The organism is Rahnella sp. PCH160, assembly GCF_047784855.1.
Lineage (GTDB): Bacteria > Pseudomonadota > Gammaproteobacteria > Enterobacterales > Enterobacteriaceae > Rahnella.
In genome coordinates this window covers 1,247,555-1,263,010 of record NZ_JBLOGT010000001.1, presented here as the reverse complement: position 1 = coordinate 1,263,010, position 15,456 = coordinate 1,247,555, and the positions used below count along the sequence as shown (strand labels likewise).

General features: G+C 53.3%; 15 protein-coding genes. 3 read left to right on the top strand and 12 right to left on the bottom strand.

What is annotated here, in order from left to right:
* Positions 1-62: 62 nt before the first annotated feature.
* On the top strand, positions 63-2,255 hold the full coding sequence (fadB, locus tag ACM5QY_RS05835; RefSeq protein WP_416119660.1) for a fatty acid oxidation complex subunit alpha FadB: 2,193 nt from the start codon (positions 63-65) through the stop codon (positions 2,253-2,255).
* An 11-nt stretch (positions 2,256-2,266) separates the two neighbouring features.
* Positions 2,267-3,430 (top strand): acetyl-CoA C-acyltransferase FadA, encoded by a 1,164-nt coding sequence (gene fadA / locus ACM5QY_RS05830; RefSeq protein ID WP_101079364.1) that lies wholly within the window; start codon positions 2,267-2,269, stop codon positions 3,428-3,430.
* A gap of 123 nt (positions 3,431-3,553) precedes the next feature.
* Here fadA and fre read toward each other — a convergent pair whose 3' ends face one another.
* The 3 genes from fre to pepE form a co-directional block, all read right to left on the bottom strand.
* Complete coding sequence (gene fre / locus ACM5QY_RS05825; RefSeq protein ID WP_101079365.1) at positions 3,554-4,255, bottom strand: NAD(P)H-flavin reductase; 702 nt, start codon at positions 4,253-4,255, stop codon at positions 3,554-3,556.
* 48 nt (positions 4,256-4,303) lie between these two features.
* Complete coding sequence (ubiD, locus tag ACM5QY_RS05820) at positions 4,304-5,794, bottom strand: 4-hydroxy-3-polyprenylbenzoate decarboxylase (protein WP_416119659.1); 1,491 nt, start codon at positions 5,792-5,794, stop codon at positions 4,304-4,306.
* A gap of 165 nt (positions 5,795-5,959) precedes the next feature.
* Entirely contained in the window at positions 5,960-6,685 is a 726-nt protein-coding gene (pepE, locus tag ACM5QY_RS05815) for a dipeptidase PepE (RefSeq protein WP_416119658.1), read from the bottom strand.
* A gap of 173 nt (positions 6,686-6,858) precedes the next feature.
* On the opposite strand from pepE, the gene rfaH reads away from it, so the two are divergent.
* Positions 6,859-7,347 carry a transcription/translation regulatory transformer protein RfaH gene (rfaH, locus tag ACM5QY_RS05810; RefSeq protein WP_416119657.1) on the top strand — a complete coding sequence of 163 codons (489 nt, stop codon included), beginning with the start codon at positions 6,859-6,861 and terminating at the stop codon, positions 7,345-7,347.
* 70 nt (positions 7,348-7,417) lie between these two features.
* Here rfaH and tatD read toward each other — a convergent pair whose 3' ends face one another.
* The 9 genes from tatD to ACM5QY_RS05765 all read right to left on the bottom strand — a co-directional run bounded on the left by tatD (position 7,418) and on the right by ACM5QY_RS05765 (position 15,411).
* Complete coding sequence (tatD, locus tag ACM5QY_RS05805) at positions 7,418-8,206, bottom strand: 3'-5' ssDNA/RNA exonuclease TatD (RefSeq protein WP_416119655.1); 789 nt, start codon at positions 8,204-8,206, stop codon at positions 7,418-7,420.
* A 56-nt stretch (positions 8,207-8,262) separates the two neighbouring features.
* Entirely contained in the window at positions 8,263-9,030 is a 768-nt protein-coding gene (tatC, locus tag ACM5QY_RS05800) for a Sec-independent protein translocase subunit TatC (RefSeq protein ID WP_416119654.1), read from the bottom strand.
* A gap of 2 nt (positions 9,031-9,032) precedes the next feature.
* Positions 9,033-9,710 (bottom strand): Sec-independent protein translocase protein TatB, encoded by a 678-nt coding sequence (gene tatB, locus ACM5QY_RS05795; RefSeq protein WP_416119652.1) that lies wholly within the window; start codon positions 9,708-9,710, stop codon positions 9,033-9,035.
* A gap of 3 nt (positions 9,711-9,713) precedes the next feature.
* Positions 9,714-9,980, bottom strand: a complete 267-nt coding sequence (gene tatA, locus ACM5QY_RS05790; protein WP_104924113.1) for a Sec-independent protein translocase subunit TatA — start codon at positions 9,978-9,980, stop codon at positions 9,714-9,716.
* Positions 9,981-10,052: 72 nt separating this feature from the next.
* On the bottom strand, positions 10,053-11,684 hold the full coding sequence (gene ubiB, locus ACM5QY_RS05785) for a ubiquinone biosynthesis regulatory protein kinase UbiB (RefSeq protein ID WP_416119651.1): 1,632 nt from the start codon (positions 11,682-11,684) through the stop codon (positions 10,053-10,055).
* Complete coding sequence (gene ubiJ, locus ACM5QY_RS05780; protein ID WP_416119650.1) at positions 11,681-12,289, bottom strand: ubiquinone biosynthesis protein UbiJ; 609 nt, start codon at positions 12,287-12,289, stop codon at positions 11,681-11,683. Before ubiJ ends, ubiB begins: the two co-directional genes overlap by 4 nt.
* Positions 12,290-12,302: 13 nt before the next feature.
* Entirely contained in the window at positions 12,303-13,058 is a 756-nt protein-coding gene (ubiE, locus tag ACM5QY_RS05775; protein ID WP_416119649.1) for a bifunctional demethylmenaquinone methyltransferase/2-methoxy-6-polyprenyl-1,4-benzoquinol methylase UbiE, read from the bottom strand.
* A gap of 147 nt (positions 13,059-13,205) precedes the next feature.
* Positions 13,206-14,726 (bottom strand): DNA recombination protein RmuC, encoded by a 1,521-nt coding sequence (gene rmuC / locus ACM5QY_RS05770; protein ID WP_416119648.1) that lies wholly within the window; start codon positions 14,724-14,726, stop codon positions 13,206-13,208.
* Positions 14,727-14,883: 157 nt separating this feature from the next.
* A complete protein-coding gene (locus ACM5QY_RS05765) occupies positions 14,884-15,411 on the bottom strand; it encodes a DedA family protein (protein WP_416119647.1) in 528 nt (175 codons plus the stop codon).
* Between the last annotated feature and the right edge of the window lie 45 nt (positions 15,412-15,456).

The following is a 15,456-nucleotide window of genomic DNA, read 5'->3' as shown; positions in this document are numbered from 1 at the left end:
AAAAACCACACTCGAAAGCATCTGGTCATACCAGATCATCCCAGATGATTCAGGAGAGACACATGCTCTACCAAGGCGAAACATTACATCTGCACTGGCTCGATGGCGGTATTGCTGAGCTGGTGTTTGACGCTCCGGGCTCGGTGAACAAGCTCGACACCCAAACGGTCGCCAGCCTCGGCGAAGCCATTGCGGTACTGGAAAAACAGTCTGAGCTGAAAGGTTTACTGCTCAGCTCCGCGAAATCCGCTTTTATTGTCGGCGCGGATATTACCGAGTTTTTATCTCTGTTTAACGCTCCAGCGGAAAAACTGCACGAGTGGCTGAATTTCGCCAACAGCATTTTCAACCGCCTGGAAGATTTACCGGTTCCGACGCTTTCTGCCATCAGCGGATATGCACTGGGCGGAGGCTGCGAATGCGTACTGGCCACCGATTTCCGTATCATCACCGCTGACGCGCGCATCGGTTTGCCGGAAACCAGCTTAGGCATCATGCCGGGCTTTGGCGGCTCGGTGCGCCTTCCGCGCCTGATTGGTACAGACAGCGCGCTGGAAATTATTGCCGCAGGAAAAAATATCAGCGGCAAAGATGCCCTGAAAATCGGGCTGGTTGATGCGATTGTTGATGCTGAGAAATTGCGCGATGCCGGTATCAGCATGCTCAAACAGGCCATCGCCGGGAAACTGGAATGGCAAAGCCGCCGGGAACCGAAACTGCAGCCTCTGAAACTCAGCCAGATTGAAGCGGCGATGAGCTTCAGCGTGGCAAAAAGCATGGTCATGCAAAATGCCGGAAAACATTACCCGGCACCGATGACCGCGGTGAAAACGATCGAAGCCGCGGCACGCCTTGGCCGTGACGAAGCCCTTAAGCTGGAAACCGCCAGTTTTGTTCCTCTCGCGCAATCAAAAGAAGCGCGCGCGCTGGTCAGCATTTTCCTTAACGACCAGTTCGTGAAAGGCAAAGCCAAAAAACTGGCGCAAGACTGTGAAAAACAAACGCAAGCTGCCGTTCTCGGCGCGGGGATTATGGGCGGGGGTATCGCCTATCAGTCTGCGCTGAAAGGCGTGCCGGTTGTGATGAAAGACATCAGCGAACAGTCGCTGACGCTCGGCATGAATGAAGCGGCCAAGCTGCTGAATAAACAGCTGGAACGCGGCAAGCTGGACGGCATGAAGATGGCGAAAGTGCTGTCGACAATCCATCCGACGCTGGATTACAGCGGCATCGAACGCGCCAAAGTGGTGGTCGAAGCGGTCGTAGAGAATCCAAAAGTGAAAGCCGCCGTGCTGGCTGAAGCAGAATCCCTGCTGAGCGCCGACACCGTTCTGGCGTCCAACACCTCGACCATTCCGATCGACCAACTGGCCTCTTCGCTGAAACGCCCGGAAAACTTCTGCGGCATGCACTTCTTCAACCCGGTTCACCGGATGCCGCTGGTGGAAATCGTTCGTGGCGAGAAAACCTCGGACAAAACAATTTCACGCATCGTCTCTTACGCGCTGACGATGGGCAAAACGCCGATCGTGGTTAACGACTGCCCGGGGTTCTTTGTTAACCGCGTGCTGTTCCCTTATTTATCCGGCTTCAGCCTGCTGCTGCGTGACGGCGCGGACTTCCGCCAGATAGACAAAGTGATGGAAAAACAGTTTGGCTGGCCGATGGGCCCGGCCTATTTGCTGGATGTCGTGGGCATCGATACCGCTCACCACGCGCAGGCCGTGATGGCCGCCGGTTTCCCTCAGCGCATGGCACGCAATTACCGTGACGCCGTGGACGTCTTATTTGACAACCGCCGCTTTGGTCAGAAAAACCAGCTGGGCTTCTACCGTTACAGCCAGGACAGCAAAGGCAAGCCACGTAAAGACGTCGACGATCAAGCGATCAGCCTGTTAGCGGAAAACCTGAAACCTGCGCATTCCGATTTCTCACCGCAAGACATCATTGCCCGCATGATGATCCCGATGATCAACGAAGTGGTTCGCTGCCTGGAAGAAGGCATTATCGCCAGCCCGGCAGAAGCCGATATGGCGCTGGTTTACGGCCTTGGTTTCCCTCCGTTCCACGGTGGCCCGTTCCGTTATCTGGATACGCTCGGCACCGCCGCGTACCTGAAACTGACCGAACAATACGCACACCTCGGCCCGATGTATCAGGCGCCGGAAGGGTTACGCGCCAAAGCGCAGGCAAACGAAAGTTATTATCCGGTTGCATCTGCGCTGGAAAACCTCAGCACCGGCAATCAGGCATAAGGACCGAAATCATGGAAAACGTAGTCATTGTTGACGCAGTCCGTACGCCAATGGGCCGTTCGAAAGGCGGCGCATTCCGTCAGGTCAGGGCTGAAGATTTATCGGCACATCTGATGCGCGCCCTGCTGGTACGCAATCCGTCCGTCGATGCCAAATCGATTGATGATATTTACTGGGGCTGCGTGCAGCAGACGCTGGAGCAGGGCTTCAATATTGCCCGCAACGCCGCCCTGCTGGCAGAAATTCCGCACAGCGTCCCGGCCACCACGGTGAACCGGCTGTGTGGTTCGTCCATGCAGGCTTTGCACGACGCGGCGCGGGCTATTATGGTCGGCGATGCACAGGTCAGCCTGATCGGTGGCGTGGAACATATGGGTCACGTCCCGATGAGCCACGGCGTGGATTTCCATCCGGGCCTGAGCAAAACCGTGGCGAAAGCCGCAGGTATGATGGGACTGACCGCCGAAATGCTGGCGAAAATGCACCAGATCAGCCGCGAGATGCAGGATGAGTTTGCGGCACGTTCCCATCAGCGGGCACACGCCGCAACGCTTGCCGGACACTTTGCTAATGAAATCGTGCCGACCGAAGGCCATAACGCAGAAGGCGTGCTGACCCGTTATGATTTTGACGAAGTCATTCGCCCGGAAACCACCGTCGCCACGCTGGCGGCATTGCGTCCGGCCTTTGACCCGGTCAATGGTACCGTGACGGCGGGGACTTCTTCGGCGTTATCCGACGGCGCATCCGCCATGTTGCTGATGAGCGAATCCCACGCGAAATCCTTAGGTCTGAAAGCCCGCGCACGAATCCGCGCGATGGCCGTGACCGGTTGTGACCCTTCTATTATGGGTTACGGCCCGGTTCCTGCGACACGTCTGGCGTTGAAACGCGCCGGTCTTAGCGTGCAGGACATCGGCCTGTTTGAGCTTAACGAAGCTTTTGCCGCGCAGGCGCTGCCATGCGTAAAAGATTTGGGACTGCTGGAAACGATGGAAGAACGCGTCAACCTGAACGGCGGCGCAATCGCGCTCGGACACCCGCTCGGTTGCTCCGGTTCACGTATTTCCACGACGTTGCTGAACCTGATGGAACGCCGCGATGTGCAGTTTGGCGTCGCCACCATGTGTATCGGTTTAGGTCAGGGTATCGCCACCGTCTTCGAACGCCTCTGACGTCAGTCTGTAAAAATGAAAAAGCGGACGCCATGTCCGCTTTTTTAAATCTTGTACTTCCCGTTTTAGTTGCCGTTTTCCCGCCTGTCAGGGGCGGGCTTTTTCTCACCATTCATTTTCAGATCAGATGAAAGAGAAGGCATCACCAAACAAACGGTCTTCCAGCGCACCGCGTTCCGCAACAAAACGCTCACGGGCAATTTTTGCCATTTCAAAACGACCGGCGATATAAATATCGTGCTCCGCCAGTGAAGAGAAATCTTGCAAAACGGCGCTCAGCACTGTCCCGCTTCTGCCCTGCCAGCCTTCTTCCGGCTGTTCGACAACGGGGATCACTTTCAGATTCGGGTGGTTGATGCTCATGGCTTCAAGCTCGCCCAAATCATACAAGTGCTTCAGTTCACGGCCACCCCAGTAAATCGAGATATCCCGGTGAGGCTGCTGCTCGAGCGCCGTAATCAGAATGGAACGGACATACGAGAACCCGGTTCCGCCCGCAATCAGCACCAGCGGACGTTCGCCTTCTTCACGCAGCCATGCGTCGCCGTGCGGAATATCCACGGTAATCGCCTGTTCTTTCAGAATGCGATCCATCACCGCCATCGCGTACAAATTCAGCTCAGACGCGCCGATGTGCAGCTCAATAACGTTGTTTTCAGCCGGCGTAGACGCCAGAGAGAACGGACGCTTGTCGCGCTCGTCCATCACGACCATCAGATACTGACCCGCGCGGAACGAAAAAGGCGCTTCCGGAACCAGCCGGACACGGTACACCGTATCCGTTATCGCCTCGACCGAGGTCACTTTACAGCTCAATATTGTCATGCGTTCCCTCTGTGGGTCATCAAAGCAAAGCGTAGGACAAAGATTCGATTATTTTTTCGCATCGTCTTTATCATTTAGAATAGCGAGTTCATCCCAGATGGCGTCGATTCGCGCGGTCACGTCCGGATCTTTCACAATCGGGCGTCCCCATTCACGCTGCGTTTCTCCCGGCCATTTGTTGGTCGCATCCATCCCCATTTTTGAGCCGAGGCCCGAAACCGGAGAGGCAAAATCCAGATAATCTATCGGCGTATTTTCCACCAGCACGGTATCGCGTGCGGGATCCATCCGGGTGGTGATCGCCCAAATCACGTCATTCCAGTCGCGGGCATTCACGTCGTCATCACACACAATCACAAATTTGGTGTACATGAACTGACGCAGGAAAGACCAGACGCCCATCATGACGCGTTTCGCATGACCGGCGTACTGCTTCTTCATGGTAACGACCGCCAGACGGTATGAGCAACCCTCCGGTGGCAGATAAAAATCAACAATTTCCGGGAATTGTTTCTTCAAAATTGGCACAAACACTTCATTGAGCGCCACGCCCAGCACTGCAGGTTCATCCGGCGGACGGCCTGTGTAGGTCGAATGATAAATAGGATCTTTACGCTGCGTCATATGCGTAATTGTGAAGACCGGGAAACTGTCTACTTCATTATAGTAGCCGGTATGGTCGCCATAAGGGCCTTCGGGCGCCATTTCACCGGGTTCGATATACCCTTCGAGCACGATTTCCGCACTGGCGGGCACTTCCAGATCGTTGGAAATACATTTCACGACTTCGGTTTTATTGCCGCGCAGCAAACCTGCAAAAGCGTATTCTGACAGTGTGTCCGGCACTGGCGTTACCGCGCCAAGAATAGTGGCCGGATCTGCACCGAGCGCGACTGCCACCGGGAAGCGTTTCCCCGGATTCTGCTGGCACCATTCCTGGAAATCCAGCGCGCCACCGCGATGGGATAACCAGCGCATGATCACTTTGTTTTTGCCCAAAACCTGCTGGCGATAAATGCCAAGGTTCTGACGCGGCTTGCTCGGGCCACGGGTCACGGTCAGGCCCCAGGTGATGAGCGGCGCAGCATCTTCCGGCCAGCACTGCATCACCGGGATTTTGGTGATATCAACCGCGTCGCCTTCCCAAATCTGCTGCTGGCAAGGTGCGGAATGCACGACTTTGCTCTGCATGTTCAGCACCTGCTTAAACTTCGGTGCCTTGTCGTATAAATCGCGGAGACCACGCGGAGGCTCAGGCTCTTTTAGAAACGCCAGTAATTCACCGACTTCGCGTAACGCGCTGACGTCTTCTTTCCCCATACCCATGGCGACACGCTGGGGTGTGCCGAACAAATTGCACAGCACAGGCATGTCATAACCTTTCGGATTTTCAAACAGCAGCGCCGGACCGCCCGCCCGTAAAGTACGATCGGCGATTTCGGTCATTTCCAGATAAGGGTCAACAGACTGAGTAATGCGTTTCAGTTGGCCTCTCTTTTCGAGTAACGAGAGGAAGTCACGTAAATCACGGTATTTCATGCTGATTCTGAGTCGCCGGGTTGAAGGAGGGCATTATAGAGCCTCTCCGGTGTTGTTGCTGCTTTTTTGTTATCAGCAGGTAAACACTTGATAACGAAAAAGCGGTATAACCGCCAGACGCAAACGCTGCGGGTCTGGCGATGCGCAAGTGACTGAGCAGCAGCCTTACAGACAGTTAAAAGGCACCAGCGACTGTATCTCCTGCGTGTCCTGATATTCCTGCGTTTCCTGCCCGTGACGGAACACTTTAAAACCCTGCCCTTTCGCGCTGAAATAGCTCAGATTGTTGCCGGAAACCTGCAACAAACTGCCTTCACGCAATGCCAGCACCGACTCCGACGGATTAACCGCGCAGAATTCAGCAATGCGTTCATCACGGGTTTCACCCATGTGGCCGCTTAAATGCGCGTCGATATAGTGCGGGTTAATCTGCACCGGAAAGAGGCCAAGAGAAGGCAGAACCACAGAGTTGCGAACCGGCATATCATTGGTGGTGCGAATGCTTGGCATGGCTACGTTACAACCCGCGCTCCAGCCAATGTAAGGCACATTGCGTTCACGTACTGCACGCTGGATCGGCACAATCAGGCTATTTTCATGCAGCAGTTGATTGAGCATCCAGGTATTTCCGCCGCTGATCAGAATACATTCTGCGCTGGCAATGGCTTCCGCTGAGTTTTCGGCGTGATGAATGCTGTCCACTTTGATGCCCAGAGCCTGCGAAAGCTCATTTGCGCGAGCGTCATAATCACTGCGGATCAACGCGTAAGGGATCAAAACAGCAGAACGAATGTTTTTTGCCTGCAACATTGCCTGGATACGCTCTTTTGCATATCCCAGTAACTCTGATTCACCTGAGAGTTTACCGTTACTCAGCAAGAACAACTCCATGGGACATCTCCTGATAAAATTAGGACGAAGAGAGGGGATAAGACCGCGCTTTTCTTCGATAATAAAAGATAACGGGCAGACAATCAGCAAACGTCTGCACAGGCTTACACTGTCTGTATCTCATGAGTGGCTTTTGGTATGCTGCCCCGCTCAATGATTTAATGTGGGAAACTATGGAATCCTGGTACTTACTCTATTGCAAACGTGGTCAGTTGCTTCGCGCGAAAGAACACCTGGAACGCCAGGAAGTTAACTGCCTGACACCGATGATCACACTGGAAAAAATGGTGCGTGGACGCCGTACGGCCGTCTGCGAGCCCATGTTCCCCAATTACATGTTCATCGAGTTCGACCCTGAGCGTATCCATACCACGACGATCAACGCCACGCGTGGCGTCAGTCACTTCATCCGCTTCGGCGCAAAATTGGCGACGGTTCAGCCTGACGTCATCAAACAACTGATGGAACCACCTACTGTCGAATTCCGCGACCCCGAGACGCCTTATGAAGGTGACCATGTGGTGATCACCGACGGGATTTTCACCGGCATCGAAGCCATTTATACCGAACCCGATGGCGAAGCGCGTTCCCTGCTGATGCTCAACCTGATTAACCAGCCAGTCCGCCAGAGCATTGAAAACAAGCACTTCCAGAAAATCTGATTTTGCGATCTCTGGCATCCCTGCGTAAAAGCACCGTTTACCGGTGCTTTTTTATTTCAACCTACCCATTTCAGCGCGGAGGAAGGGAAAAAAGCTTACGCGCATTCTCATCCGTTATTTCCGCCAGCCATTGCGGATCATCACCCCGCCACATCGCTACCTGATTCACAATATGTGGCAGGAAAGCCGGTTCATTACGACGATTCTTCGGCTTATTTTCCATATCACGCGGCAACAGATAAGGTGCATCGGTTTCCAGCATCAACCGTTCAACTGGGATCAGCGGCAGCATTTCCCGCAGTTCCAGCCCGCGGCGTTCATCGCACACCCAGCCGGTAATACCAATCGACAGCCCAAGAGACAGATACAGCTCAAGCTCTTCACGCGTGCCGGTAAAACAGTGCACTACGCCGCCCGGTAAATCCGATAGCCAGGGTTTAAGCAGTGCGGCAAACCGTTCTCCGGCATCACGGCAGTGTAAAAAAACCGGCAACTGCAATTCTTTCGCCAGCGACAATTGCGCGGTAAACGCCGCCTCCTGGCTGTCCGCTGGAGAAAAATTACGGTTAAAATCCAGCCCGCATTCACCGATTGCGACAACGTTTGGCTGCGATGCCAGCTCACGAATGCCGCGCTCAACGTCTTCGTTCCAGTCACTCGCCTGATGCGGATGTACGCCCGCCGTTGACCAGCAGAAATCCGGATGTTCCATCGCCATCTTCTGTGCTTCAACGCTTTCCTGCGCAGACGTGCCGGTGATCAACATACCGCTCACGCCCGCCGCTTTGGCTCTTTCCACGACCTGCGGGCGATCTTTATCAAACTGATTACTGGTGAGATTAATACCAATTTCAAACATGGACAGTTCCAAAACAGAAACCGCCCAACAGGGCGGTTTTTTCATCAAAGAATGTATTACGCAGGCTGATCCGGATCAGCGTCATTATCGAAATCAGCGCGACGGCGGCCACCGACGTAGAAACGGGCAAAGAACACGCCGATTTCAAACAGCAGGTACATCGGAATGGCCAGCAACGTCTGAGAGAAAACGTCCGGCGGCGTTAACAACATACCGACCACAAACGCCCCGACCAGCACATACGGACGTTTCTTTTTCAGGTCTTCCGGCGTTGTTACGCCACTCCAGCACAGCAGCACAATCGCGATAGGCACTTCAAAAGAAACACCAAATGCCATAAACAGCGCCATCACGAAATCGAGATAGTTGTTGATGTCAGTCGCTATCTGAACACCAGCCGGTGCCGTTTTCGCAAAGAAAGCAAACGCCAGCGGGAACACCACGAAGTAAGCAAAAGCCACGCCGAGATAAAATAATGCAGAGCTCGAGAACAACAGCGGCATCATCAGACGGCGTTCATGTTTGTACAGCGCAGGCGCAACAAACGCCCAGACCTGATACAAAATAAACGGCGCAGAAAGGAATACCGAAACAATCATCGTCAGCTTGATTGGCGTGAAGAACGGTGACGCGACGTCTGTCGCAATCATGCTCGCGCCCATCGGCATCTGTTTAATCAGCGGAGAAGCGACCAGTTGGTAGATATCATTGGCAAAATAGACCAGCGCCAGGAATACCACGAGAATGCAGACAATGGCATTCAGCAGACGCTTACGCAGCTCAATCAGATGGCTGATAAGGGGTTGTGTATCTTCAACAGCCATGTTTAACGCTCACCTGTCGTTTGAGTTGATGAAACCGGTTTAACCGGCACTGCGGGTTCAGCAACAGGGGCTTCAGCGACAACAGGTTTCATCACCGGCGCGGAAGCAACAGCAGGTTCGGTAACAGCAGGTTCGGTAACTGAAGGCTCATCTGAAGCGGCCAGCGTTTCAGCATGTTCAGCCGCTGCATGCGCCGTCTTATTGGAAGCCAGCGCAGCATCAACGGCGCTTTGCGGTACAGCAGCAGGCGCAGAGACCACTTTCTCAGCCGTAGCCGGAGAAATACCCGCATCATGGTGTGCTTCAGCTTCATCCAGAACCGGATTGTGGATGGTATTCCCTTCCGCTTTGGCGTTCTCCACAGCTTTCTCCGCAGGGTTCAGTCCTGAGTTGATCGACTGTTTCATAGACTCTGCCGCTTCTTTCAGCTCATCCATGGACGCTTTGATTTCTGGCGTTAAATTCTTCAGGCCTGACTCTTCAGCTTTTTTCAGGGTGTCCTGCAATTCCTGAAGTTTCAGTTCCTGGGACAATTCGCTCTGCACGGAAGCCGCCATGGCACGCAGTGTGCGGATCCAGCCTGCTACTGTTCTTACTGCTACAGGTAAACGCTCTGGCCCAAGCACTACCAGGCCAATCACCAATACCAGCAGCAGTTCACTAAATCCAATATCGAACACGGCTTATACCTGCTCTTTGTTTTGGCTCTTGGTTTCATCGGCCTTGGCTGCTGGCTTGCTTTCAACAGACTTAGCAATGAAATCAGCATCAGAGGCAGACGTGTCAGCCTCTTTGTTGGCTTTCTGGCCTTCATCATCGCTCATCGCTTTTTTAAAGCCTTTGATGGATGCACCCAGATCAGAACCCAGACCACGCAGTTTCTTAGTACCGAACAGCAGTACCACGAGTACAACGAGAATCAGGATTTTAGTAATACTAATACCACCCATTATCTTCACCTCAATAGGAAGGAACGACATTCATTGCCGTTCGCAAACGGCATTCAATTTACTGCAAAGTATTCAGCTGGCGCGTTTCCATCCAATCAACCAGGAAATAGCACCCGCAGCCATCAGGCAAGCCGGATAAACCTTAACATCGCCCAACAGTAAAAGGGTTCCGCTCAATAACAGCGTCGCACCAATCCCCAGAAGATAACGAGACTGCCCCTGACGGGAACTCTGGTTATGGATCTGGGAGGAAAGCTTCTCAATGTTGTATTGCAACAACTTATGCTGATTCAGGCTCTGGTAAACCAAATCCGGCAACTCAGGCATTTTCTCAAGCCAGAAAGGTGCACGCTCTTTCAGTGCCCGGATCATTGCCGGTAACCCGACCTGATCGCGCACCCAGCTTTCAAGGAAAGGTTTCGCCGTGGTCCACAAATCAAGTTGAGGATAAAGCTGACGCCCGAGACCTTCTACGTACAGCAGCGTTTTTTGCAGCAGCACGAGCTGAGGCTGAACTTCCATATTAAAACGGCGCGCCGTATTAAACAGATTCAGCAGCACGTTACCGAAAGAAATTTCTGCCAGCGGTTTCTCAAAAATCGGTTCGCAGACAGTACGGATAGCGAATTCGAACTCTTCGACATTGGTATCGCGGGGAACCCAGCCGGAATCGACATGTAATTCAGCCACTTTACGATAATCGCGGTTGAAGAAAGCGATAAAATTCTCCGCCAGATACCGCTTGTCTTCCTTGTTGAGCGAACCAACTATGCCGCAATCAATGCCTATGTAGCAAGGATCTTCAGGGGTTTCGTAACTGACGAAAATATTCCCCGGATGCATATCGGCATGGAAGAAACTGTCACGAAAAACCTGAGTGAAGAAAACCTGCACGCCGCGTTCGGCCAGCAGTTTCATATTGGTGCCCTGTTTCTTCAGTGCTTCAATATCAGAAACCGGGATGCCGTAAATACGCTCCATCACCATCAGACGTTCGCTGCAGTAATCCGGATAGACCTCCGGCACATACAGCATCGGGCTGCCTTCGAAATTACGGCGCAGCTGAATAGCATTCGCCGCTTCGCGCAGCAAATTCAGTTCATCAAGCAGCGTTTTTTCATATTCGCGCACCACCTCACGGGGACGTAAACGGCGGCCATCGGGCAACAGAATCGGTAACCAGCTCGCCAGGCGCGACATCAGACGGATATCCGCCACGATGGTCGGCAAGATATCCGGACGGATCACTTTCAGGACCACCGGCTTACCGTTTTCTTTCAAAATGGCGGTATGGACCTGAGCAATCGAGGCTGAAGCCAGCGGCGTCTGATCGAATTCATCAAACCAGGTTTCCACGGGGCCACCGAGCGCAACTTCAATTTGCTGACGCGCTTTCGCGCCATCAAAAGGCGGAACGTGGTCCTGAAGTAAAGCAAGCTGATCGGCAATCTGAGGAGGGAAAAGGTCGCGGCGTGTCGACATCATCTGGCCGAACTTGATCCATACAGGCCCCAGTTCTTCCATCGCCATACGCATGCGCTCACCCAGTGGCTTTTCTTTGTGACGATTAGGCAACCAGAAAAAAAGATAACGTCCAATACGCAGCGGCAGCGTTAAGCGGATTTTAGGGATGAGTTCGTCAAGGCCATAGATCAGAAACATGCGGATAATCAGATATAAACGTCGCATTTCCCTAGGCGTCACGGTTTACCCTCCAGTTTTTCGATACGTTTATCCAGCGCATCCAGCTCGCGTTCCAGCGCAGAAACTTCATCGCTAAACCAGACCACTTCCAGGGAAGCCGGCGCCATTTTCCACTCTTCGGTTAGCGTCTGAGCCACATAGCTTTGCTGATGCTTCAGGCCTTTTTGCAGAAAACGCAAACTCCCCTGAACAGCCTGAGTCAGCCCCTGCGCTGCGATATCACCGATGTAAGGTGCCAGGAATTCAGCAGGATCCCATTCGGCCATATCCAGCAGGGCAACCCATTGCTGGACGACAGAAATATCGCCCTCGACCACCAGCTCACCGCTGCGCATCAGCGGCGATAGTTGCTGACGATCGCGCAGCTTATGCAGCACAGAAAGCCGGGTGATAACGGTGCAATCTGCTGCCCCCTCCCACTGCCCGAGAACATCAATTTTTTGCTCGCTGAACACGAACGTCAGCGGTGCGCTGAGTTCCTGCAATTCGACACGCAGAACTTTACCTGCCAGACGCGTCCTCGCCGCCTTCATGCTGCGATCGCGAAAAAGCAGGTAATTAAGCGGCGTCTCAATGGCGGCAGTCAGTAACGGTGTCAACAACATCGGCATGCTCATATCAGAATTTGAAACCCCGATGCAGAGCGACAATGCCACCGGTCAGATTGTGATACGTCACATTTTCAAAACCTGCGTCCGCCATCATGCCCTTCAGGGTTTCCTGATCAGGATGCATACGGATAGATTCGGCCAGATAACGATAGCTTTCAGCGTCTTGCGCAACCAGCTCGCCAATACGCGGCAAAATATGGAACGAATAGGTGTCATAAGCTTTGCTGAGCGGTTTCAGCACCGGTTTGGAGAACTCCAGAACCAGCAAACGGCCGCCCGGCTTGAGTACGCGGAACATCGAACGCAGCGCTTTTTCTTTTTCAGTCACGTTACGCAAACCGAAAGAAATGGTGATGCAGTCGAAATAATTATCAGGGAAAGGCAAAGCTTCAGCGTTGGCCTGAACGTAGCTAACGTTACCCACGATGCCAAGATTACGCAGCTTTTCGCGGCCCATTTTCAGCATGGAATCGTTAATATCCGCCAGCACGACTTCACCTTTTTCACCCACCAGACGGGAGAACTTTGCGGTCAAATCGCCAGTACCACCGGCCAGATCCAGCACACGCTGGCCCTGACGCACGCCGCTAGAATCAATAGTGAAACGTTTCCAGATGCGATGAATACCAAAGGACATCAGGTCATTCATCAAATCATATTTTGCTGCAACGGAATGGAAGACTTCCGCCACCATTTCCTGCTTCTCATCTTTGGCTACTGTACGAAAACCGAAATGGGTGGTTTCCTGCGTCTGCTTTTCCATTATTTGTGCCTGCTTTTTCAGTCAAACTCTTGGGGAGAAGTGTACCAGAACCCGTTAGAAAGCCCCATCACCGATGGTGATTCAACATATTGCAAAGATTCACTGATTGAATCAGTAACAGCCTGTGGAGACCTTTGCCGGCTTTGATTATTCATGCGGGTTCAGCGCCTGTTCTTCTTCCGCATCAGAGGTATCGGGCAGAGATGCGGTATCTTCCGGTTCATTTTCCGCTTTCGCTATCTCAGCCAGAGACGGGCTGATTGGCCGTTTAACTTCGACCCCCAGAGCACGGAAACTTTCAACCTGCCCGATAAGATTACCACGGCCTTGCGAGAGTTTATTCATCGCCGAGCGATAACTTCCCTGCGCTTTGTCGAGGCTTTGCCCCATCGACTCCATGTCATCCACGAACAACCTCAGCTTGTCATACAGACGGGCGGCGCGATCGGCAATACGTTTGGCATTCTGGCTCTGATGCTCATAGCGCCATAAATTACTGATAGTACGCAAAGCCACCAGCAGCGTTGTCGGGCTGACAAGCATAATATTGTGACGCAGTGCTTCGCTGATCAATTCTGGCTCCCGGTCGATAGCCAGTAAAAATGCGGGCTCAACGGGGATAAACATCAAAACATAATCGAGGCTGCGCAAGCCGGGAAGCTGCTGATAATCTTTGCGGCCCAGCAGGCGGATATGCCCGCGAACAGACGCAATATGCTCATTCAGCGCCGCTTCACGTTCGCTGTCATCTTCACTGTTGAAATAACGCTCGTAGGCTACCAGCGTCATTTTCGCGTCGATCACCACGTCTTTATTCTGCGGCAGGCGCACCACCACGTCGGGCTGCATACGGCTGTTCGTATCGACCTGTACGCTGACCTGGGTCTGATATTCGTAACCTTCGCGCAGGCCGGATGCCTCCAGCACGCGGCTGAGCACCACTTCGCCCCAGTTCCCCTGCGTTTTATTATCGCCTTTTAGCGCTTTGGTGAGGTTCACGGCTTCGCGCGCCATCTCAACATTCAGCTGTTGCAGGTTACGGATTTCATGCGCCAGCGTGTGACGCTCACGGGCTTCCTGACCAAAACTGTCCTGCACCTGACGACGGAAGCCATCCAGTTGCTCGCGCAGCGGCAGCAGCAGTTTGTCGAGGCTTTGCTTATTTTGTTCGTCGGCCCGGCGACCATTTTGTTCAAAAATACGGTTGGCCAGATTTTCAAACTGGCTGCTCAGACGTTGTTCGCTGTTGATCAGCAGACGCTGTTTGTCTTCTGCTGCCATGCGCGTTTCGTCCAGCCGCGTAGCAACCTCGCGCAGCTCGGCTTCCTGAGCGCTGTTGATTTCACGCTGGGCGCGTAATTCCTGATTGAGCTGCTCGCATTCATTTTGCCAGTGAGCCAGCAACTGCAATTTTTCCTGGCTGGCAGCCGCCGCGCTGTGCAATTTGCGCAGTTCAAGTTCCGCTTCACGCATTTGTTGCTGAACAGCCTGCCGCTCATTTTTGTGCGCGTCGTTTTCTGCCTTCACTTGTTCCAGTGAATGCTCAAGCAACCGGCGCTGTGTTTCGTATTCTGCCTGCTGCTGCTGTTGCCGCAAACTGGCAACCAGCCAGCCGACTAACAGGCCGATTATCCCTGCGCCCAGGGCGTACAAAATGCTGATATCCACGCGTATTCCTTCTTAAAATCACTTGCGGTCACGGTAATAGCAGGCTGTATGGATGTCCAGTCTATTTTCAGGTGCATGACGCCTTTGCGAGACGTCTTCCAAAAAGGAATTTCTCCCTCCCGCCCCTCTTGAAGACGTCAGCGATGCAGCGCAGGATTCAGAACCAGCGGCTCAGCCATTGAATGCCAAAAGCACCGGGCGCAAGAATGCCGAATGCCCAGATCAGTGCGGAGGTCACGTTGGCAATCTGGAAATATTTTTGCGGCATACCGCAGATACCCGCCACCAGCGGCACCACGGCACGTAGCGGGCCAAAGAAGCGCCCGATAAATGCGCCCGGCATGCCCCATTTTTCGAAGAATGCATGTCCGCGAACCAGCATCTGCGGATGGCGGGAGAACGGCCAGAAACTCCCGACGCGATCCTGATAATGCGCGCCGACCCAGTAAGAAAGCCAGTCGCCGAAGAATGCACCCGCCGCCGCCGCTGCCCATATTGGCCAGAACGGAATGCCGGTCTCACCAATCAGCGCGCCGAGCCCTAACAAAATAAAAGTTGCCGGCAGCAGCAGTGATAAGAACGCCAGAGATTCGCCAAAGGCGAGGAAGAAAACGATAGGCGCAGCCCATACCTGATGCGCGCGAATAAAGGCCGTTGTGTAATCAAGCAGGTCGTGAACAGTCAAAAAGCAGTTCCTTTTGTCAGCGGTTAAAAGCTCGGATTGATAAAT